Raw genomic sequence first — 21,751 nt, 5'->3', positions numbered from 1 at the left:
TCGTTTTAAATTTCAATTGAAAACAACATTATGAAAGGAATTATATTGGCCGGAGGCTCCGGTACGAGGCTGCACCCCCTCACATTGGCGGTTAGTAAACAATTAATGCCGGTTTACGACAAACCAATGATCTATTATCCGCTATCGATCTTAATGCTGGCGGGAATTCGGGAGATCCTTATCATTTCCACCCCGCACGATCTGCCGCATTTTGAAAAGCTGCTGGGAGACGGCAGCCGCCTCGGTTGCGAGTTCAGCTACGCAGTCCAGCCAAGTCCGGATGGTCTTGCGCAGGCATTTATCATCGGCGAAGAATTTATCGGAAATGAAAAAGTGGCGTTGATCCTGGGAGATAATATTTTCTACGGCGCGGGACTTTCGCAGCTGCTGCAATCCAACAATGATCCCGACGGCGGCGTAATTTTCGCTTACCAGGTTCATGATCCCGAGCGCTACGGTGTGGTGGAGTTTGACAAGTCCAATAACGTACTTTCTATCGAGGAAAAACCTGAGACGCCCAAGTCCAATTACGCGGTTCCGGGTTTATATTTTTATGATAATGATGTGGTAGAGATCGCGAAAACGATCCCGCCATCCACGCGCGGCGAGCTGGAAATTACCGACGTGAACCGGGTATATCTTGAAAAAGGCAAACTCAAAGTAGGTGTGCTCAACAGAGGCACTGCCTGGCTGGATACCGGTACTTTTCAATCGTTAATGCAAGCCGGACAGTTTGTACAGGTGATTGAGGAGAGACAAGGGTTGAAAGTGGGCTGTATTGAGGAGATCGCTTTTCGGATGGGCTTTATTAATGCAGAACAACTGCGTGAGATCGCTAAACCGTTGGTTAAGAGCGGCTACGGAACTTACCTCGAACGCATTGTAGCCAATTTATGATAAGTTAAGATCACTGGCTCAGGGTTTACATGAAGTTTTTGGCAGAGGAAATAGAGGATTATTCCGAACTACACACGGAAGATGAGAGCGGGTTGCTAAAATCCCTGAACAGAGAAACGCACGCCAATGTGCTCAATCCCCGCATGTTGTCGGGACATTTGCAAGGAAGGTTTTTGTCCATGATTTCCAGAATGATCCGTCCGGAATACATTCTGGAAATCGGCACTTATACCGGTTACTCGGCGATATGTTTATGCGAAGGATTGCAGCCGGGCGGGAAGCTGATCACGATCGATATTAACGAAGAACTGGAAACATTAACGAGAAAGTACTTCGGCGAAAGTCCTTTCGAACCGCAGATCGACTACCGGATCGGCAACGCGCTGGACATTGTGCCGACGCTTTCAGAGGTTTTCGATCTGGTTTTTATCGACGCGGATAAAATCAATTATTCTGCTTATTTTGACCTCTGTCTTGATAAAGTCAGGCCGGGAGGTTTCCTGATTGCAGACAATGTGCTGTGGAGCGGAAAGGTAATTACGCAGCCCGACACTAAAATAGACAAGGATACCCAGGCGTTACTGGACTTTAATAAAATGGTACACGAAGATCCGCGTGTATCAAACCTCCTCCTCCCGATTCGTGACGGGTTAATGATACTTCAAAAATTATAGGTCTTTAAATTCAGAAGCCGAGCATTACTATTTATGGCAAGAACTTTCATTAACAACATCCGGTACTGCACACTGGTTTGGGTACTCGTAGTTTTCGGCAGCGGAAACATTCACGCGCAAGCCGTGCCCGAAATTCCATCCAGCGTTTCTTTCGGCGGCATCACTGTAAAATTTGACAGAAGTGCGCAAAACCTGATCGAGGAAGATGTCAAAAACCTGATGTCCAACCGGAAGTTTTGGGAGGAAAAAATGGACCGCGCACTACTTCACTTCCCGATTGTGGAAGGAATTTTAATGGATGAAGAAGTCCCGATCGATTTTAAATACCTGGCTGTGCAGGAAAGTTCTTTTCGTCCCGATGTCGTATCCAGCTCAAATGCAGTGGGTTACTGGCAATTTAAACCGGAAACTGCGCGCGGATTGAATCTCCGGGTGGATGATGATATCGACGAGCGAAAAAATATCAGTTCTTCCACGCACGCCGCTGCCTGGTATCTGAAAAAAAATAACCAGCAGTTCAACAACTGGGTCACTACCTTATATTCTTACTATCTCGGCGCGGGCGGCGTAAAAAAGATCGTCCCGGCCAACTGGGCGTATGCGCGTGAAGTAACATTGACTTCCAAAACCGACCGGTACATGCTGCGGTTTTTTGCACATAAGATCGCGCTCGAAGCTGGCCTCGATCGCTACAAAACACCGGTTCCTTATATCCTGATGGAGTCAGATTTTGGGAAAGGTAAAAGCCTGGATGATGTGGCGAGTAACCTGGGCATTTCCTCGGCGGATTTGAAAACTTATAATAAATGGCTGACCGACGATAAAATTCCGGGTGACCGGGAATATATGGTCACTTTGCCTGTGCCCGTGAGCCAGGTGGCGTCGGTCCGTGAGAAGCTATCATTGCCTCCGAGACAAACAGCCGTGGCATCGGTTTATGAAGATACGGGGTATCCCGTTTTGAAAAAATCAGGTAATTCTGGTGGGCCGGGTTCGCCGCAGTTGTATGAAATCAATGGTCTGCCTGGTATCCAGGCGTCGGCCGGCGATAAGCCTAAGACATTGGCGAAGGCAGGAGGTATGAGAATGCCGAAATTCATGCGCTATAATGATATGCTGGCCGAAATGCCTCTGGTACCCGGCAATGTTTATTATCTGGCAAAGAAAAATAAGAAAGCAGCAACACCTTTCCATACCGCAAGACCGGGCGATACCTGGCACAGCGTTTCGCAGCAATATGGTCTGCGGCTTGTCAGCTTGCTGAAATTTAACAGAACTACCAGCAGAAATTACCCGATCCAAACCGGTCAGGTACTGTTTTTGACAAAAAGACGTCCGAAAAACCAGCCGATCGAGATCATTGCGCCGCCGCAGCCTAAGTCTGTGGTGAAGGATTCGATTGTGGCAGTAGTTCCTGAAAAAGCCCCGGCAACTCCTGCTTCGACGAATACTATTCCGGATAAACCATCGGGACGGAAAAAATATACGCCGGTGCTTGTTGAAAAATCAGAAACGGCCAGCGCAACTCCTGCGAATACGCCCGCAACCGGCGCTGTGCCTCCTGCTACCGTCCCTACGGTTACTGCTCCAAAAACGACAAGCGCCGCGAGCAGCAAACCTTCCGCAGCCAACCCTGAGTCCGATGAGCGGGTGGTGATCATCACACAGGATAATGCAGATTCATCATTTAAAACGGGTGACGAAACCAGGCCGATCGCGAAATCAGAAACGCCTTCCAAGGTGATCACGCCAAATGATAGCCGCGCCACGGCACCGACATCTGTGTATGCCCGGCAAAGAGCTGCGGCAGCAGAGCGGGAAGCGCGTGAGACAACGACCAAAACCAGTGGTGTTGCTGAAAAGCCAACTACTTACCACACCGTGACTTCGGGAGATACTTATTTTGGCATTGCTGAAAAATACCAGCTTTCCCTAGCTGAACTTCTGGAGTTGAACAAACGCACGAGCAAAAGCAGGTTAATTTCCGGTCAAAAGCTGATTGTGAGTAAAAATGGCCGGGAGCTGGCAGCTTCAAAAGCAGAGGAGCCGGTAGCGAAAGCGGTGCCTGAAAAAATTGAAGTAACCCGGACCGCGCCGGAGGAAACATTCAAAACACCGGAGGAAATCAAGGAAGAAACCCGCCTGACAGCGAATACCGGCAGTGAATTTCATACGGTACAAGCTGGTCAGACCTATTACAGCATTTCAAAAGCTTACGGTTTGACCATTAAAGAATTGTTTGAACTGAACAATCTAGGCGAGTCGGATCGGTTGAAATCTGGCCAGCGTCTGCGGGTAAAAAAGCAAGAATCTGCTGAACCTGTGCGTGCTAACTCAGTGACATCGGGTTCAGGTACTCAAACGCACACCGTGGCAGCCGGTGAAACACTTTTTCGAATTGCGCAAACTTACCATACCAACATTGAGGATTTGAAAAGACTAAACAATATGTCCGGCAACAGTGTTATGGTTGGACAAAAATTAAAAATACCTCAGCAATAGGTTCTTAGCTATGATCCTCATCGACAACACGTGCATCAGTGACGATATTGAAGACCAATTCTTTGTCTGTAATCTGGACAAATGTAAAGGGGCTTGCTGTGTGGAAGGAGATTCGGGTGCGCCGCTGGATGAAGACGAACTTCCAATCCTGGATGAAATCTATCCTTTTGTAGAACCGTATCTTTCCGAAGAAGGAAAGGCGGTGATCGCTGCGGAAGGTACTTACACAAAAGACTGGGATGGCGATTACGTGACGCCTATCATTAAAGGACGAGAATGTGCCTACGCCATTTATGATCAGAAAGGCATTTTAAAATGCGGCATCGAAGCGGCATATCTGGATGGTAAGATCAGTTATAAAAAACCCATTTCCTGCCACTTGTACCCGATTAGGGTCACTAAATATGAGCAATACCATGCGCTGAACTACGATCGCTGGGATATTTGCAGTCCGGCTTGTGATTTTGGTAAAGAGCTCAGCGTGCCGGTTTACAAATTTCTGAAAGAACCGCTGATCCGGGCTTATGGAGAAGGCTGGTACGAGCAGCTCAACGAGGAAATAAACGAACGCCAGGCAGCGAGAGCCAATGAAGGCAGCGAAGGAAAATAGCTTTTTCAACGACGTATATGAGGTAGTCCGTCAGATCCCGAAAGGTCGAGCGACTTCCTATGGTGCTATCGCAAAGTATTTGGGCCAGAAACGCGGCGCACGAATGGTGGGCTGGGCGATGGGAAATGGTTATTTGCAGCAAGGCATACCAGCGCACCGGGTCGTAAATAGTCAGGGTATTTTAAGTGCGCGACATTTGTTCGAAACGCCCACTGCCATGCAGGAAAGACTGAAAAGTGAGGGCGTTACGGTCAAAAATGATAAGATACAAAACTGGAAGGCGGTTTTCTGGGACCCGGAAAACGAATTACTTTAAAGCAAAAAATCCCGGCCTAAGCCGGGATTTTTGCTTTCATGGTGAACCTTCTAACCTTATTGCAATGAGATCAGCTTTTCGTTGTTGCTCTGGATCTGAACCTCTTTTGTCAATTTGGCTTTGTTGTTGTTGTACAAATCGAAATAGTAAGTTCCGTCAGTCATTTCTTCCAGGTCAAAAACGCGGCGGTATTTTGCGTCTTTGTCATTGAACACTTCCGAGTAGTAAACTTTTCCGGCTTTGTCGCGCAAAACGACTCTCAATCTGTCGCTGGCGTTTTTGTCTACGGAAAGTTTTACTTTGTTTGTCTGTGCAACTTTGTAAAGCGCGGCGTCGAAAGAGACGGCTGACGCATTTTTTTCGTCTTTGCTGGTTTTGTCAGCAGCGAATGAAGAAAGGGACAAAGTGAGCGCTAAGGCGCAGAACAGGTTGGAAACGATTGAAATTTTCATGGCTATATATGAGTTTTATGTTATGACCAGCCATTTGGCGTGGTTGATCTATACAGAAAAAGGAATGTGCCAGATTTAATTTCCAACGATTTTACAGCTAAAATTTACGTTTTTAAACCATTGATATACAGATGTTTAAAAGTATTTTACGATTATTTTAAAAAATTTTTAGCCGCGTCCGGCGATGTTCAGTACCGAACGTTTCTGTTTGAAAGCGAACGGACACAGCACAAAAAACCGCCTGAAACATATTGCAGGCGGTTTGAGAAAATGTTACAACAAATTGAATAAGAATTACCTGGTCGTGGAAGCCGGCGAATAACGTTCAGCTTTGGGATTGTGCAGCAGCCACAATCCAATGAATGTGATGAGACCATTGATGATCAATCTTTCAAAACCAAACTTGTAACCATTGAACCATTCTGCCGAGTGATCATTGATGATGTAGGTTAGGATGGGCGAGATAATGCAAACCAAAGGAACCCACCGATCTTTGACAGGTCTTTTGAGAAATGCCCCAAATGAAAACAAGCCTAGCAGCGGACCATAAGTATATCCGGCAAGATCGAACACGGCCGTGATCACTTCCTTACTGTTCAACCGGTTGAAGATTAAAATCACGAGATAAAAGACAATTGAAAAACCCACGTGCACCCAGAACTTGATCGACGAGCGTTTTTCCTCTGGCCGTTTTTCAATGCTCATAAAATCGATGCAAAATGCCGTGGTGAGTGCGGTCAGTGCAGAATCGGAGCTGGCGTAGGTGGCGGCGGTGATACCCAGCAGGAATGTGATCCCTACTACCAATCCGAGGTGATTTAGAGCCAGCATTGGATAGAAATCATCAGTCTTGGCAGGCGAAGGAATGCCTTGCGCTTCGGCATATACGTAAAGCAATGCGCCGAGAGAAAGGAAAAGAAAATTCACGATTACCAGCACGACGGTAAACCAGAACATATTTTTCTGTGCCTCCCCAATGTTCTTGCAAGTCAGGTTTTTCTGCATTAAATCCTGATCCAGACCCGTCATCACGATTGCAATAAAAACGCCCGCGAAAAACTGTTTGAAGAAGTTTTTCGGATCATTGGTATCCCAATAAAAGATCTTTGAGTAGCCGCTGGTCTGCACGCGGTTCCAGATATCGCCGATGCCATCGAGGTGCAGCTCGCTGGAAACCAGCACAATCGTGAGAATAACCGCTGTGATCAGGAAGAATGTTTGCAGGGTATCCGTGACGATAATCGTTTTTACACCGCCTTTAAATGTATAAATCCAAATCAGGAAAATCGTAATGGCCACTGCCACTTCGAAAGGGATACCGAGTGGTTTGAATAATGCGAGTTGTAAAACCTGCGCCGCGACATACAATCTTACCGCTGAGCCGATGGTCCTGGAAAGCAGAAAAAACCCGGAACCGGTTTTATAAGACCAAAAACCAAATCGCTGCTCCAGATACGAATAAATGGAGATCAGGTTGAGCCGGTAGTACAATGGCATCAGCACAGTACCGATCACGAGATATCCCAGAATGTACCCGATAACTACCTGAAAATACGAAAATTGAATGTTGACCACAGCACCAGGCACCGACACAAATGTGACCCCGGAAAGTGAAGTACCGATCATTCCGAAGGCGACAAGATACCAGGGCGACTGCCGGTTTGCGGTGAAAAAAGTATTGGTATCTGCTCCCCTGGAAGTGTAAATGGATACCGTAATCAGCATGCCAAAATAGACTATCAGGATGACCAGGGAGATGTATGGATTCATTAAAAGTGGGTATTAGAATGGATGTGGAAGCGGATTAAAAGGCACTTAAAACTTCTAATAATCTGCGTTTTTAATTAGATTTGCTAATCAAACAGAAATTTGGTTGTTATGCAAGCGCTTACCGAGACCGACGTCGAAATTCTGGAACAGACGGTTGACACTGATATCAAAAGGCTCATTATTTACAATGACGATATCAATACTTTTGACTGGGTTATAGACACTTTGATCGAAGTCTGCGGACACTCCAATGAGCAGGCGGAACAGTGTACGATCATCATACATTACAAAGGCAAATGTTCGGTAAAAGAAGGCGCTTTTGATGAGCTGACCGGTATGCGGAACGAAATTTGCAGAAGAGGTATTTCAGCTGAAATACACTAAAAAAGGCGATCTTTATCTGCCTAAACTCAATTCCTTCACATGAATTACCCCTCACAACTTATTGAGGATGCCGTAAGTGAAATTTCCCGTCTCCCGGGAATAGGAAAAAAAACAGCCCTGCGTTTGGCACTACATTTGCTGAAGAGAGAAGAGTCGCAAACCCGTTCTTTATCTGAGGCATTGGTCAATATGCGCACTAAAACGACTTATTGCGTAAAATGTCACAACATTGCCGACGACCAGCTTTGTAACATTTGTTCCAATCCACGGCGCGACCAGACGATCATTTGCGTCGTGGTTGACACCCGTGATGTTCTGGCGATCGAATCGACGAATCAGTATAAAGGTTTATACCATGTTTTAGGCGGAATTATTTCGCCCCTCGAAGGTATTGGCCCTGCTGATCTAAACATTGAATCGCTGGTTGCCCGGGTTGAAAACCAGGATACAGATGAGCCGGTGAAAGAAGTGATTCTGGCGCTGAGTCCTACCATGGAAGGAGATACCACCGCTTTTTATTTGCAAAAAAAACTGAAACCGAGCGGTGTAAAAATGAGCACCATAGCCCGCGGCGTCCCGATCGGTGGCGATCTGGAATATGCCGATGAGATTACGCTTGGGCGGAGTATTGTAAGCCGGGTGGCTTATGATTGATATATCCATATATAATGCAATGTTATGAATAGAACAGATTTTTTGAGGACATTGGCCGGCAGCTCGCTGGCAGTCGGAGCGCTTACTGACCGCGCTTTCGCGGGTTCCTCTACCGGAATAATTGCAGAAACTGCGCCTTTCAAACAAGCACCGCTTCCTTACGATTTTGGTGCATTGGAGCCAAGCATTGATAAAATGACCATGGAAATCCATTATGGTAAGCACCATGCGGCTTATGTCAAGAATTTGAATGATGCGGTGAAAGGTACCGAGTTCGAAAAAAAATCTCTGGACGAAATCATCAAATCCATCGGCAAGGCGCCTGCGGCGATCCGCAATAATGGCGGCGGTCACTGGAACCACACATTTTTCTGGGAAGTAATGGGCCCGAAGAAAAGCGCAGCACCAACCGGCGCGGTGGCAGATGCCATCAACGGTCAATTTGGGTCATTTGATAAATTTAAGGAAGAATTTGGAAAGGCGGCTACAACCCGTTTCGGCTCTGGCTGGGCGTGGCTCGTGGCCAAAGGCGGTAAGCTGTCGGTAGGTTCTACACCCAATCAGGATAACCCTCTGATGGACATTTCGGATCTTAAAGGCACCCCGATTTTAGGACTAGATGTTTGGGAACATGCCTACTACCTGCATTACCAAAACAAACGCCCGGACTACATTAAAGCATTCTGGGATGTAGTTAACTGGGAAAAAGTAGCGGAGAATTTGAAAAAAGCTTAAAAATAAACAATCAAGGAAAAGGGTTAACAGATTGAAAATGATCTGTTAACCCTTTTTTTAGTTACAATAACTCCCAATCACCTTATAAGCCTGCTGATATCCCAGCTCACCGGCTTTGCTCAGATCCAGGCAGCCGTCATTTACTTCACCCAGGCTGTTTTTCAGGATTCCTCTGAGATAATAGGCTTCCGGATAGTCGGAGCGTAATTTGATTGAGCTCGTGAAATCCAGCACTGCGCCCATCTGGTCTCCCGATGCGGAGCGGATCAATGCGCGTGAGAAGTAAGCATTCGAATAAGTCGGGTTTAATTCTACCGCAGTAGTCAAGTCCTGGATTGCACCTTTGACCTCTCCTACTTTTGATTTATTAATTCCGCGGATAAAATAGGCTTCTGCACGCTCATTTGTCAGGTTTTCTATCTTAATGTGCTGCTGAACCTGCTCGCGTAATTCGTCCAGCTTTTCTTTATTGATTTTGCCGGTGTACGCGATTTTCTTAGGATCGCCCACATAGCTGTTTTTCAATTCAATAGATTTGGAAAGATCGGCGATCGCGCCTCTCGAATCATTCAGCTTGCCTTTTGAAAAGCCCCGGCCATAGTAAGCTTTATAATCATCCGGATTGAGCTGAATTGTTTTATCAAAATCAATGATCGCTCCGGTGTAGTCTTCAATTTTATTCTTAGCAAAACCACGGTTGCTGTAATAGTCACCTTCATTTGGGCTTAGCTCTATCGCTCTTGTAAAATCAGCCGCAGCTCCCTGGTAATCACCTAATTCCAGCTTTGCCAAACCCCGTCCGGCGTACGCACCAGTTCTTTTTGGGCTCAACTCAATAACTCTTGTAAAATCTGCGAGACTTCCGGCATATTCCTGCATATCCTGCTTGCAGTTTCCCCGTGCATACAATGCTGCGAGCTCATCGGGATTGAGGGAAAGCGCATGATCCAGGTCGGCTAGGGCACTGCGGAGGTTTTTGAGCTTGGCGTAACTTACTCCCCGGTTGTAGTAAGCTTTGGGCTCATCGGGATTGATTTCGATGGCTTTGGAATAATCCTCGATGGCCGAGCGGTAATCTTCCTGGAGACTTTTGCTGACGCCCCGGCTCTGGTAGTACATGGCCTCCTTGGAATTCAGCTCGATGGCCTTGTCATAATCCAGCACGGCGCCGCGGTAATCTTTCAGATTTGCTTTCGCCAAACCCCGGTTAAAATAGCTCGGCGCATGCTCGGGATTCATGGAAATGACGGCCGTGTAAGCCTGCATGGCACCATTGAAATCGCCGGTACCCGCTTTTGTATTTCCTTCTTCAAAAAATTCGGCTGCGGATCGTTGAGCAAAAATGTGGAAGGGGAGAATTGAAGCAATGACAGAAGTAATGCCAAAGATTAAAATTTTCATGAACGTAAACCTTTTCCTCAAATCAGATATCGTAAAATTATTCTATAAAAGTATTCAAATTCCCACGTTGCATCAAATGATCAGCTGCGCTATTTCAGGAAACCGCTGCATTAAAATATTTTCTCATATTATGGTTACTTTTACCTGATTCTGCATTGAGGCAGTTTCGTTTTCATCCATCAAAGCATCATTATGAGTTCTGCTCCAAAGAAAATATTGTTGGTCGTACTGATCCTGGTTGGCGCCGCCGCGGTTTATTATTCTTTCTTCAAACCCGCCGACGAGCAGATACCTGCGGGCGAGGTAGTGTCAGCAGCACCGGAATCGTCCGTTTATCTGACTTCTTTGAATGACCTGGACGGAAATCCGGTGAAAATGGAGGAAGATAAGCTGATCTTTTTGAATGTGTGGGCTACCTGGTGCGGGCCTTGCAACATGGAAATGCCTGGTATCCAGAAGCTTTACGATAAATATAAGAATGATAAGAAAATCGCATTCTACATTATTTCGGATGAAGACGCGGCGACAGTTACGCCGTTTATTGCAAGAAAAGGTTACGAGCTGCCTTTCTATCAGTTCGTGGGACCCTATCCCCCGGCACTGGACGGAAATGCGATTCCCAGAACGTACATTATCTATAAAGGAAAGATCATCGCCCAGGAAGTTGGTGCTTCAAAATGGGACCGACCCGAAGTTATCGATCTAATCGACAAGCAACTAGCAGAAATTTGATTTAGTATCAACACAAAAAAAATGGCGATCAGTAACCTGACCGCCATTTTTTTATGCTTTAAATATTATTCAACGATGAAACTTCCTTTCATCAGCGCGTAGTGACCTGGGAAGCTGCAAATGAATGTGTAAGTTCCTTTTGCAGGAGCTGTAAATTCAACGGTATCGCTTTCGCCACCGCCTACCAGCTTAGTATGTGCGATAATATTAGCTTCTTCCGATTTAGGGATGTATTCGGTTTCTCTCGCAGCAGCTGCTTTTGATCCGAAAGCGGCAATGTCAACACCTGGTTTCAACAAAACCCAGTTATGGCCCATCGCAGTTTTCGCCAGTTTACCAGAGTGCGTCAGGGTAAGCTTCACTTTTTGTCCAGCCTTTACTTTTATTTCTTTCAGGTCGAACTGCATTGCATCGCTACCTTTGATCGTGATAACCTTGGCTTGTTTCACATCGTTTGCCACTTTCACGGCAGGGGTAGTTTCAGCTGCAACAGGGTTCATTGTAAGTGCTCCGAAAGCCATAACTGAGGCAAGAAGCATTACGCCATACTTGGTCGTTTTCATGTTCTGAGTATTAGTAAACTTGATTGTTTAAAATTAACCTGTGCAATTTACGACACGCCATTTTAAAAAAACAATTCATTAACAATTGTTTGATAAACTAAATTTTAGAACAGGATTTTGTATTGATCACGCACCGCCCGGCCCACGCAAACCACCGCCAGCGCCATCATATAATGGTTGATATCCACCGGGTCCATCGGAATTGGCATGTTGCCCGATTTGGTAGACAAGGCCAGCAGCATCATGGAAAAAACGACCCATAATGCACTCTTCTGCTTGCTCGCCAGACCGACGCAGGAAATGAGCAATGTGACCAGAATGCAAAGTGATTTGATAATCAACCCCACATATTCGACGCGGAACCAGGTAATGCAGTAAAAAAGCAGCAATCCCAAACCGATTGTGGACGTGAGTAAGTAGGTACCTCCTTTGTAGCGCATAATCAGGCACCAGGATGCGGATACCAGGCACATTGCGCCGAGTGTCATCTCCCCGGCGATCACAATTTCATGCAGATTTTCCAGCTTTTCAACCCCGGCATACACAAGTAGATCGGTCAGCGCGACGAACGTAATGCTAAACAGGAAAATGCCCCAGAGCCACCGGCTTATGGTTGTTTGCTGTTTAAAATATCTGAAAAAAATGAATAGACTGGTGAAACTGAGAACTAGGTTTGAAAATATATGAGGATTGCTAAGTATATCCATAAACACCCGTCGAAATGTCAAAAAAGCAATTTACAAAATCTGGTTACATTTTGCTACTTCGTGCTTTTCGTTCTACTTTTACCAAAAAAACTGATTTACCAACATGAGCGTTTTAGTCAATAAAAATTCTAAGATTATAGTTCAGGGATTTACCGGTTCGGAAGGGTCCTTTCATGCCCAGCAAATGATTGAATACGGTACAAACGTCGTTGGTGGTGTAACTCCTGGTAAAGGTGGACTTTCTCATTTGGAAAGACCTGTGTTCAATACAGTTGACCTTGCTGTGCGCGCTACCGGAGCCGACGTATCGATCATTTTCGTTCCGCCCGCTTTTGCTGCTGACGCCATCATGGAATCTGCTGATGCTGGTATTAAAGTCATTGTTTGTATCACCGAAGGTATCCCTACCAAGGATATGATGCAGGCGAAAGAATATATCAAGAGTAAAAATTGCCGCTTGATCGGCCCTAACTGTCCTGGTGTAATCACTGCAGAAGAATGCAAAGTGGGTATCATGCCAGGTTTTATCTTCAAAAAAGGTACAGTGGGTCTGGTTTCAAAATCAGGAACATTGACTTATGAAGCGGTGGATCAGCTGACACGCGCCGGATTGGGACAAACTACGGCAATCGGTATCGGCGGTGACCCGATCATCGGTACCACGACCAAGGAAGCTGTTGAATTATTGATGGAAGATCCTGAAACGGAGGCGATCGTTATGATTGGTGAAATTGGTGGAAGCATGGAAGCAGAAGCTGCTCGCTATGTGAAATCGACAGGAAATAAAAAGCCGGTTGTTGGTTTTATCGCTGGCCAGACTGCGCCGAAAGGTCGTCGGATGGGCCACGCGGGTGCGATCATCGGCGGCGCTGACGATACTGCTGAGGCAAAAATCAGGATCATGAAAGAATGTGGTATTTTCGTAGCTGAATCTCCTGCATTGATCGGCGAAACAATGCTGATCGCATTAGGAAGAAAATAATCTTATTCAAGCAGATACATGAAGAGGGCTGAGGAAACTCCGCCCTTTTTTATACCAATGAAGTCCATATTTTCGATTGCTTTTTGGGCTTTTTTCTCAGCATTCCTGCTTTCAGGAACATTGGTTTACAGTGCCGCAAAGGTCACCCCACCCGAAAAGTTTTTTCCTGTTTACAATTTTCAAAACGACTGGCAGGTTTACAATAGCCAGTATAAAAACTACGTCCCGTTTTCGCAGGGCGTGAATGAGGGTTCGCGCTTCGTGAGTCTTTACATTGACCTTCTTAAAAACCGACAGTATTCGCTCCTGATCCGGACGGAAAACGAAAGCTATCTTTTTCTGGAAGGGGCTTTGCAAAACCGGATTGTGCCGAATAAGTGGCAGGAACTCAGCATTGATAGTCTTTATAGGATTTACCGCACCGAAGAATTGTTGCTGACCATTTACGGAAATGCGGGAATTGGGGACAAAACGGTCTTATTGTGTAATGAAAAGAAGCAAAACGAATCCGGGATCATTTCCGGGGCGAGGCCGAATTTCATCAACATTAAACCCATCTCTTTCTCCCCGTTCGGAAATTTTGCGGCCATCGCATTGATCGTCATTTTGATCCTGAATGTGTGGATCTATAATCTCAATCCACTCTCATTTATACGTTTAATCAATCCGATCGAATTCTTTAACAGTGATCCCCGGGACCAGCTTTCGAAAATCAATAAACCTTATAGCAATACAATTATTTTCTTCGTCATCATCAGCGCCATGCTGATGAGCTTCATCCTGATTTACTTTTCCACGAATAAGCTTAATCTTTTTTCGCTCAGTACCATTTTATCAGAAAAGTCAACTACGCTACTCATTCTCAGCGATTTCCTGATACTATCCACGCTCTTTTTTGTACTGACATATACCAAATATATTTGCATGGTACTCGCCGGAAACATGCTGAACCTGGACAAGCAGGTGGACATTATTTTTATCAAAATAGTACAATCTTCCTACCTTTTTTACGCCTTGGTTTTTATGCTAGTTTTCACGCTGAACCTCAACCACGTCGACTGGCTCAGCGCGGCCAGGGGCTATGTTCTGCTGCCCTTTCTGATCTTCTATCTGGTGCGTTTTATAGGCTTGTACGTGGTCAGCAAGCCGTCTGGTTCATTGATTAATCTCTATTTATTTTCTTACCTTTGCGTCATTGAAATAATCCCTCTCATTGTTAGTATGAAATTTGCATTGTAATAATTAATAGTGACACGGGACTTAAACTAATTGAGGATTTTACATGAGTGATACCATCAATTTTGATCAGGAGAGGCTTAAAAAAGTAACCAGTCTTCTTGTAAGTCAATCCAGACCAGCCGACGAGAATTCACCCTATTATGAATTGGCAAAAAAGTACAATATCAAAGTTGATTTTCGCCCTTTCATACAAGTAGACGGCGTCTCTTACAAAGACTTTCGCAAACAAAAAGTTAATATCCTCGACCATACGGCGGTTATTTTTACCAGCCGTAATGCCATTGACCACTTTTTCAGGATTTGCAACGAAGGAAGGATCGAGGTGCCTGCTACGATGAAGTATTTTTGTATTTCAGAGCAGACAGCCAATTACTTACAAAAATACATTGTTATCCGTAAGAGAAAGATTTTTACAGGTACCAAAACCGCTGCCGAGCTAATTGAGCTGATGCGCAAGCATAAAAAAGAGAAATTCCTTTATCCCTGCTCGGACGTTCGCAAGAATGACATTCCTGAATTTGCGGACATTGAGGAATTTCACTTTACCGAAGCGACCATGTATCAAACTGTTTCGGCTGATCTTTCAGATCTGGAAGACGTTTACTACGACATCATCGCGTTTTTCAGCCCGTCGGGAATCAAGTCGCTTTTCGACAACTTCCCAGATTTCAAGCAAAACTTTACGCGGCTGGCAGCGTTTGGCCCGACAACCGCGAAAGCTGTTGAAGATGCGGGCTTGATCCTGGACATTCAGGCACCGCTTCCAAATGCCCCTTCCATGACTGGCGCACTGGATCTTTACATTCGAAAAGCCAACAACATTTGAGCCCAAAATGGCATAAAAAAGCCCTGGAAAATTTCCAGGGCTTTTTTATGCTTTTGTCAATTTTTTTAAGCAATATGCGTTATGAATAGGATCTTCAAACTATCGGCAAGTTCCTTAACTAACCCAGTAGCATGACATTTACGTTTACTCTCAAAAGTTCTCAATATACCCGGCTCCTTGCTATATTTCTTCTAGTTTCGTTTAGTGCAGTAGCCCAGAAAGACGCCCAATTCAGTTTGTTTTCATTAAATCAACTGTACCTCAATCCTGCCGCGGCCGGGGCGGACGGGCTTACAAAATTTCAGCTGACCCACAGGACGCAATATGCGGGTTACCAGGGTACAAACCTGGACGATACGGGCGGCGCATTATCTACCCAGCTGCTGTCATTCAGCATGCCGATTAAAAATTTTGGGATTGGATTTTATGCTTTAAATGATAAAAGCGGCCCTAGAACTGATCAGGATTTCAAAATTTCGGCAGCTTACCACATTCCGCTCTCCGGTGGAAATTTTCAGGTTGGGGCCAGCGCAGGTTTATTCCGTCAGGCAATTGATTATGGTAAGCTGAGAGCCCGTGACCCGGACGACCCCTTGATCCAGACAGGCATAATTTCAGAAATTAACCCGGATTTCAACGTGGGTGTACGCTATGAAAATGAGACTTTTTACGCAGGCGTATCTCTAAACCATTTTTTAAAACCGAAATACGAACTGGGCTCGGCCACTGGTACTAATCCACTACCAAGAACATTATACTTTAACGCCGGTGTAAATATTGAACTTGGTTACTTGCTTGACATTCAACCTATTGTTTTGGTAAAATCAGATATCAGCACAGTTTCCGTGGAAGGTGGCGCGACGGTAACCTATAACAAGCGATACTGGATTGGAGGTACTTATCGCCAGCAAGACACTTACTTTATTATTATGGGAGGTATTTATCTGCTGAGCGATCAATCGCTTCGTCTCTCCGGAGCGTATGATCTGGTATTGGGCGGCGACAAATCTAAAGCGCCATCGTCTTTCGAGGTCATGCTGTCTTATGCGCTGCCTTCACCCAAGTTCGGCAAGAAAACGATCATCAGAACGCCACGTTTCCGGTATTGATGAAGCCCGAGCGCCTTGTGGATAAAATAACATTTTATATTAGAAATATTTAAGTCTAGGCTTTATGGGCTTTAATAAATCCTTTTTTATCGCCCTGTAAATAATCTGCTTAACCCAGTTTGCCAAACTTTAAATTATATTTGTAAAACTGTCGGCTATTATAACAAAACTCTTTTTCGTGCGTTAAGTCGGTGGTTATGGAATTTGCTGATAAATTCCGGCACAACATTTTACACAGATCTTGCCCTGGATCGCTACGTCATCAAACTGATTTTTGTTCGATTTAAGGCATAATATATCACATTGGTCAACGTTTTTAGGCTAACATTTTATTACTCATAATTTTACAAAACCACTATGAATGTGAAAGTGTTCTATCGGGATGGAGTCAAAAGTTTGCTTTTGATAGCCGCTCTTATGCTCATGCAGAGTTGCGGATTTATCAAGAGCAAGTTTGGCAAGGGCGGAAAAGAAGAAAGCGGTATCTCAAACGGAGAAATTACAGCAACAGCCCGGAAGGGATTTAAGCAGACAACACCCGCAGGTATGGTGGTTATACCCTCAGGCTCTTTTGTGATGGGCCAGGCGGACGAAGATATTGCATCTTCAATGAACAACATGAACCGCCGCGTTACCATCAGTTCATTCTTCATGGATGACACTGAAATCACAAACAATGAATACCGCCAGTTCGTCAATGCACTTTTAGTTGACTCTGTATCAGTTTTGGGCGAGGAAGAAATTATGTCCAAATACTATCCCGATACAACTGTCTGGAAAAAAGACTTCGCCTATTCAAACGGAGACCCATTTGTAGAATATTACTATCAGCACCCGGGATTCGATACTTATCCGGTAGTAGGTGTTAGCTGGATCGGTGCAGAGTATTTCTCAAAATGGAGAACCAATTTGCTGCACGATTTTCAAAACAAAGAAGGTCAGTTTAATTCAACTGGCTTCCGTTTACCGACCGAAGCTGAGTGGGAATGGGCTGCACGCGGTGGAAGAGCAGTTGCGAAATATCCTTGGGGTAACCCTTACACGATGAATGCAAAGGGATGCTTCCTGGCTAACTTCAAACCGCAGCGCGGAAATTATGACGCTGATGGATACCCATACACCGGACCGGCAAACGCTTATAATCCAAATGATTTCGGCTTGTATAATATGGCTGGAAACGTGGCAGAATGGACTTCGGATGCTTATACCGATAATGCTACTGCGATTGTTTGGGATATGAACCCGCAATACAATAATCCTGACGAACCTCGTAAGGTTGTAAAAGGCGGTTCATGGAAAGACATTGCTTACTACCTGCAAACTGGTACACGTACCTATGAATTTGAAACCGAACGCCGGGCTTTCATAGGGTTCCGCTGCGTGATGGATAATGTTAACGACCGTGGAGGTGCCCGTGCCCGTCGTCGCTAGAACGTAATTACAATAACGAAGAAGCAGTGTTTTTACTCTGCTTCTTTTTTACGGTCAATTCAAAAACAAATACACTTTATTAATAACAAATTTTCACTGTAACTGATTTAATTCGTATGGCTAAGAGTAATGGACCTAGTTTTGTTTGGGATAGGGTAGTACCTACAATATATAGCGCGGGTGCAGCAGTCGTAATTTTAGGAGCTTTATTTAAAATTCAACATTGGGATGGAGGTGGCGAGATGCTTACTATCGGTTTGGGAACTGAGGTAGTTATTTTCCTACTATATGCGCTACAAACAATTACACAAAGAGCAGATAAAGATCCGGATTGGACACGTGTGTATCCTGAGCTGGCGGACGATTACAACGGACCTGCTATCACACGTGGCTCAACACAAAGCAGCAACATCACAGCGAAACTTGACAACATGCTGGACAATGCCAAGTTGTCCCCAGAAGTTTTCGACAGCCTTGGAAAAGGGTTCAGAAATCTTTCTGACACCGTTGGCAGAATTTCAGACCTGACTGATGCGACAGTTGCTACCAATGACTACGCGAAAAATGTCAAAAATGCTTCAACTGCAATCAATGACATGAATAAATCGTATGGTGTTGCGATCAACGCGATGAGCTCTATGGCCGATGCTACGAAAGATGCACAGTCTTACAGAGACCAGTTTCAGCAGATTACTAAAAATATGGGCGCATTAAATGCTGTCTATGAACTGGAATTGCAAGACACTACGAAGCATTTGAAAGCAATGAATGCATTCTATGGCAACTTGACTGCTGCGATGGAAAACATGGCAGATGCTACAAAAGAATCTCAGGTATTTAAAAGCGAAATGTCGAAACTGACAACTAACATTTCTTCTTTGAATGGCATTTACGGTAACATGCTTACTGCAATGCGCGGAGGTAATGCCTAAAATAGGAAGTGAGTAGCCGCTCAAATTTGCCGGTTCTACCTCTCTCCTCTTAAATTATTTTTTCACACAGAAAACCGATTACGGAACAATATGGCAGGTGGAAAAGAAACACCCCGTCAAAAGATGATTGGAATGATGTATCTGGTACTTACCGCGATGCTCGCATTGCAGGTAAGTTCAGCCATTATAGAAAAATTCATTCTTCTGAACAATTCTTTGGAACTATCCTCCGGAGCAGCAAATCAAATCAACCAGGAAACTGTACTTAAAATAAAATCTGCGGTAGAAAAATCAGGTAACCGCGCAGCGGATGTGGCCGTTTTTAAACAAGCAGAAGATGTTCGCAAACTTTCGTCTGATATTACCAATGAGCTTAATGCCCTGAAACAACAGATCATTACCAAAGCTGGCGGCGGTTTGAATGAGGAAGGCGGGATCAAAAATCCGCAAGAAGAGGCAAAAGTGGCTGAGATGATGATTGGTGCTGGAAAAAAAGGAGAAGCCTACAAATTGCAGCAAACATTAAATGCTTATTCTTCCAAATTGAGCGAGATTTCTCCTAACAAATTTTCAGGACTTGCATTGGATGGAAAAGATGATCCAGTTGTGAAAGGAAATAAGGAGCAGCGCAATAAGGATTTTGCCGAGCTTAATTTTGAGTCGACTCCCGTAGCAGCAGCATTGGCGGTATTGAGCCAGAAACAAACCGACATCCGCCGGATGGAGGGTGAAGTTTTGAACTATCTCGCCAGCAAAGTAGGTGCAGCTGATATCAAGTTTGACCGTGTTTTGGCTATGGTAAGCGCAGACGCCAAGACGGTTGTAGCAGGTACCAAGTTTAAAGGACAAATGTTCATTGCGGCTTCCGCATCAGGTATCACTCCCCGTATGAGCTTAAACGGTGCGCCTGTGAAAGTTGAAAATGGTGTTGGTTTGATCGAGTTCACTGCACAAGGTGGTGGCTATAATGCCGAAGGTTTGGCAAAAAGAGAGCTGCAAGGTAAAATCACCATCCCTACCCCTTCGGGCAGAGATACCACTTACAGCATGAGCCAGGAATATTTTGTTGTAAAACCATCTTACCAGATCGAGACAGGAACATTGCCTCCCTTGTATCTGGGTTGCGCAAATAAGCTGAGTATTCAGAGCCCTGCATTGGGCGCGCTTTGGGCACCTAATTTTACAACAGATGGCGGCGAAATTATCGCGAGCGGACAAAAAGGAAAATTCACGATTGTCCCTAATAAAGCGCAGCTGAACATTAATGTATTTAATGCTGGAAACCAGCTGGGTAGCGAGCCTTTCAGAGTAAATAAAGTGCCCAAGCCTTCTATCGAAGTGCGTGTAAATGGTGCAACTTTTGACGAGAGACGCGGCGCGCCTGCAAGCGGAACCCGCAGCATTCAGGTAATTGCCGTTCCTGACGAAAGCTTTAAAAACTTCTCTCCGGAAGATGCGAAATTCAGGGTATCTCAAATTGAAGTTTCGCTGGCCCGCGGCACAAGACGCATTAATGGTGTTACATTGAGTGGCGGTGGCGGTTCAATATCTTCTCTGGCACAACAAGCACAACCTGGTGACCGCTATGTGATCACGATTTTAAAAGTTGAGCGCCAGAACTTTAAAGGTGCTGTGAACGAGGTTGAAATGGGCAACCAAATCAGAAGTGTCATCTTATACTAATAAAAAAATTCAGTCGTTGTTTGGTCAATACAACCTTATGCGTGATATGAGAAGAATGAACGGAAAACACATTGCACTGTCTTTGTTATCCTTGTCGCTGGGAACCGGAGTTGCATTTGCCCAGGAAAAGGAGGACTCGACTGTAAACAATTTCTCATCCCGTCCCATCAGTGATGGCGATGTGATGATGAAAAGGACATTATGGAGACGGATCGACTTGAAAGAAAAGCAGAACGTATCCATGTTTTCAAAAAATAATGAGATTACCCGTTATTTATTGGAAGCTGCGAAAGCAGGATTGATCGATGCTTACACGAATGATTCTTGCGCAACCAAGATTACTTCTGATGATCTGCATAAGCGTATATTAATCCCTAATCAGACAGCCGGACTATCGGCAGAAGAGATAGCAGCCGGATTTGGCGAACCTGCAAAAACGGATGACGGATGGGGAGGCAAACCAAAAGCAGATCCTGCCAAGCAAGCAACCTCGGCGGACGATGGCTGGGGAAATACTGCAAAAAAAGATCCTAAGAAAGAGGCAATCGTAGAAGACGATGGATGGGGACCTCCTAAGAAGAAAAGCTCTAAAAAAGGTGCTAAAAACGAGGTGGCAAAAGCAGAACCTGTGGTAGAACAACCTAAGGTAGACTCTACATCTTTCGAAACCCAGGTAGCTGCAAGCGACGAAGAATACTTTCCTGAGCAGTTGAGTATCATTGAGATCAAGGAAGACTGGACATTTGACAAAAAGAGATCACGCCTCTATAATGATGTTCAGACTTTGACAATCATTCTTCCGTCTGATCAAACTGCGACGGGTCTTGAAGTACCAGTTGCTTCATTCCGCTGGAAAGATGCTGAAAGATTGTTCAGAAGCGATCCTAAGAAATATATCTGGTATAACACGCATAATACCGCCCAGAATAAAAACCTGGCAGATGCATTTGATCTGCGCTTATTCTACGGAAGGATCGTGAAATTCTCAAATGCCAGCGATAAAGCGTTTTTGGACATTTACAGCGGCGAAAAAGAAGCGTTGATCAAATCTCTTAACTACGAACAGGAGTTGATGGAGCTTGAACACGGTCTTTGGGAATATTAATTTTAAGGAAATCAAAGTAAAAAGGAGCTGACCGTTACGGTTAGCTC

General features: G+C 44.9%; 22 protein-coding genes. 17 read left to right on the top strand and 5 right to left on the bottom strand.

The genetic code is table 11. The annotated features are described in order from the left end of the window. The first annotated feature begins 30 nt into the window (after positions 1 to 30). Genes rfbA through FEN17_RS21000 form a run of 5 tightly spaced genes read left to right on the top strand, consistent with a single transcriptional unit; the run spans position 31 to position 4,999 of the window. Complete coding sequence (gene rfbA, locus FEN17_RS21020) at positions 31 to 897, top strand: glucose-1-phosphate thymidylyltransferase RfbA (protein ID WP_138367353.1); 867 nt, start codon at positions 31 to 33, stop codon at positions 895 to 897. A 29-nt stretch (positions 898 to 926) separates the two neighbouring features. After that, positions 927 to 1,571, top strand: coding sequence for an O-methyltransferase (locus FEN17_RS21015; RefSeq protein ID WP_138367352.1), 645 nt, complete (start codon positions 927 to 929; stop codon positions 1,569 to 1,571). Between the two features lie 33 nt (positions 1,572 to 1,604). Continuing rightward, positions 1,605 to 4,073 (top strand): LysM peptidoglycan-binding domain-containing protein, encoded by a 2,469-nt coding sequence (locus FEN17_RS21010; protein ID WP_138367351.1) that lies wholly within the window; start codon positions 1,605 to 1,607, stop codon positions 4,071 to 4,073. Between the two features lie 10 nt (positions 4,074 to 4,083). Beyond that, positions 4,084 to 4,683: a DUF3109 family protein gene (locus FEN17_RS21005; RefSeq protein WP_138367350.1), complete on the top strand. Its 600-nt coding sequence runs from the start codon at positions 4,084 to 4,086 to the stop codon at positions 4,681 to 4,683. Continuing rightward, positions 4,661 to 4,999 carry an MGMT family protein gene (locus FEN17_RS21000; RefSeq protein WP_138367349.1) on the top strand — a complete coding sequence of 113 codons (339 nt, stop codon included), beginning with the start codon at positions 4,661 to 4,663 and terminating at the stop codon, positions 4,997 to 4,999. Before FEN17_RS21005 ends, FEN17_RS21000 begins: the two co-directional genes overlap by 23 nt. A gap of 56 nt (positions 5,000 to 5,055) precedes the next feature. On the opposite strand, the gene FEN17_RS20995 is transcribed toward FEN17_RS21000, so the two are convergent. Continuing rightward, positions 5,056 to 5,451, bottom strand: coding sequence for a hypothetical protein (locus FEN17_RS20995; RefSeq protein WP_138367348.1), 396 nt, complete (start codon positions 5,449 to 5,451; stop codon positions 5,056 to 5,058). A gap of 294 nt (positions 5,452 to 5,745) precedes the next feature. Beyond that, complete coding sequence (locus tag FEN17_RS20990) at positions 5,746 to 7,221, bottom strand: sodium:solute symporter (protein ID WP_138367347.1); 1,476 nt, start codon at positions 7,219 to 7,221, stop codon at positions 5,746 to 5,748. 108 nt (positions 7,222 to 7,329) lie between these two features. On the opposite strand from FEN17_RS20990, the gene FEN17_RS20985 reads away from it, so the two are divergent. The 3 genes from FEN17_RS20985 to FEN17_RS20975 are packed head-to-tail and all read left to right on the top strand — an operon-like array spanning position 7,330 to position 8,994. Continuing rightward, the gene (locus FEN17_RS20985; protein ID WP_138367346.1) at positions 7,330 to 7,605 is read left to right on the top strand and encodes an ATP-dependent Clp protease adaptor ClpS; all 276 of its coding nucleotides are present in this window, start codon (positions 7,330 to 7,332) and stop codon (positions 7,603 to 7,605) included. Positions 7,606 to 7,644: 39 nt separating this feature from the next. Then, positions 7,645 to 8,259 carry a recombination mediator RecR gene (recR, locus tag FEN17_RS20980; protein ID WP_138367345.1) on the top strand — a complete coding sequence of 205 codons (615 nt, stop codon included), beginning with the start codon at positions 7,645 to 7,647 and terminating at the stop codon, positions 8,257 to 8,259. A 24-nt stretch (positions 8,260 to 8,283) separates the two neighbouring features. Then, entirely contained in the window at positions 8,284 to 8,994 is a 711-nt protein-coding gene (locus FEN17_RS20975) for a superoxide dismutase (RefSeq protein ID WP_229208931.1), read from the top strand. 57 nt (positions 8,995 to 9,051) lie between these two features. Here the strand turns inward: FEN17_RS20975 and FEN17_RS20970 are convergent, their stop codons facing one another. Beyond that, complete coding sequence (locus tag FEN17_RS20970; RefSeq protein WP_229208930.1) at positions 9,052 to 10,395, bottom strand: tetratricopeptide repeat protein; 1,344 nt, start codon at positions 10,393 to 10,395, stop codon at positions 9,052 to 9,054. Between the two features lie 192 nt (positions 10,396 to 10,587). On the opposite strand from FEN17_RS20970, the gene FEN17_RS20965 reads away from it, so the two are divergent. Next, positions 10,588 to 11,127: a TlpA family protein disulfide reductase gene (locus FEN17_RS20965; RefSeq protein ID WP_138367344.1), complete on the top strand. Its 540-nt coding sequence runs from the start codon at positions 10,588 to 10,590 to the stop codon at positions 11,125 to 11,127. Between the two features lie 65 nt (positions 11,128 to 11,192). On the opposite strand, the gene azu is transcribed toward FEN17_RS20965, so the two are convergent. Both azu and FEN17_RS20955 read right to left on the bottom strand, forming a co-directional pair. Continuing rightward, complete coding sequence (gene azu, locus FEN17_RS20960) at positions 11,193 to 11,690, bottom strand: azurin (RefSeq protein WP_138367343.1); 498 nt, start codon at positions 11,688 to 11,690, stop codon at positions 11,193 to 11,195. A gap of 104 nt (positions 11,691 to 11,794) precedes the next feature. Then, complete coding sequence (locus FEN17_RS20955; protein WP_138367342.1) at positions 11,795 to 12,397, bottom strand: DUF6962 family protein; 603 nt, start codon at positions 12,395 to 12,397, stop codon at positions 11,795 to 11,797. A gap of 103 nt (positions 12,398 to 12,500) precedes the next feature. Here FEN17_RS20955 and sucD point away from each other — a divergent pair, with 103 nt between their 5' ends. The 8 genes from sucD to porN all read left to right on the top strand — a co-directional run bounded on the left by sucD (position 12,501) and on the right by porN (position 21,704). Beyond that, positions 12,501 to 13,379 carry a succinate--CoA ligase subunit alpha gene (sucD, locus tag FEN17_RS20950; protein ID WP_138367341.1) on the top strand — a complete coding sequence of 293 codons (879 nt, stop codon included), beginning with the start codon at positions 12,501 to 12,503 and terminating at the stop codon, positions 13,377 to 13,379. A gap of 57 nt (positions 13,380 to 13,436) precedes the next feature. Beyond that, positions 13,437 to 14,618: a DUF4271 domain-containing protein gene (locus tag FEN17_RS20945; RefSeq protein WP_138367340.1), complete on the top strand. Its 1,182-nt coding sequence runs from the start codon at positions 13,437 to 13,439 to the stop codon at positions 14,616 to 14,618. Between the two features lie 43 nt (positions 14,619 to 14,661). Beyond that, positions 14,662 to 15,444, top strand: a complete 783-nt coding sequence (locus FEN17_RS20940; protein WP_138367339.1) for a uroporphyrinogen-III synthase — start codon at positions 14,662 to 14,664, stop codon at positions 15,442 to 15,444. 131 nt (positions 15,445 to 15,575) lie between these two features. Next, the gene (locus FEN17_RS20935; RefSeq protein ID WP_138367338.1) at positions 15,576 to 16,553 is read left to right on the top strand and encodes a PorP/SprF family type IX secretion system membrane protein; all 978 of its coding nucleotides are present in this window, start codon (positions 15,576 to 15,578) and stop codon (positions 16,551 to 16,553) included. Between the two features lie 357 nt (positions 16,554 to 16,910). Further along, the gene (porK, locus tag FEN17_RS20930) at positions 16,911 to 17,984 is read left to right on the top strand and encodes a T9SS ring complex lipoprotein PorK/GldK (RefSeq protein ID WP_138367337.1); all 1,074 of its coding nucleotides are present in this window, start codon (positions 16,911 to 16,913) and stop codon (positions 17,982 to 17,984) included. Between the two features lie 116 nt (positions 17,985 to 18,100). Continuing rightward, a complete protein-coding gene (gene porL / locus FEN17_RS20925) occupies positions 18,101 to 18,916 on the top strand; it encodes a type IX secretion system motor protein PorL/GldL (RefSeq protein ID WP_138367336.1) in 816 nt (271 codons plus the stop codon). Positions 18,917 to 19,006: 90 nt separating this feature from the next. Then, the gene (gene porM, locus FEN17_RS20920) at positions 19,007 to 20,599 is read left to right on the top strand and encodes a type IX secretion system motor protein PorM/GldM (RefSeq protein ID WP_138367335.1); all 1,593 of its coding nucleotides are present in this window, start codon (positions 19,007 to 19,009) and stop codon (positions 20,597 to 20,599) included. 37 nt (positions 20,600 to 20,636) lie between these two features. Next, positions 20,637 to 21,704 carry a type IX secretion system ring subunit PorN/GldN gene (porN, locus tag FEN17_RS20915; RefSeq protein WP_171037975.1) on the top strand — a complete coding sequence of 356 codons (1,068 nt, stop codon included), beginning with the start codon at positions 20,637 to 20,639 and terminating at the stop codon, positions 21,702 to 21,704. Positions 21,705 to 21,751: the final 47 nt, after the last annotated feature.

It is taken from the genome of Dyadobacter luticola, from assembly GCF_005860805.1.
GTDB lineage: Bacteria > Bacteroidota > Bacteroidia > Cytophagales > Spirosomataceae > Dyadobacter > Dyadobacter luticola.
The sequence above is the reverse complement of the archived record's forward strand: the minus strand, read 5'-3'. Positions and strand labels throughout refer to the sequence as shown.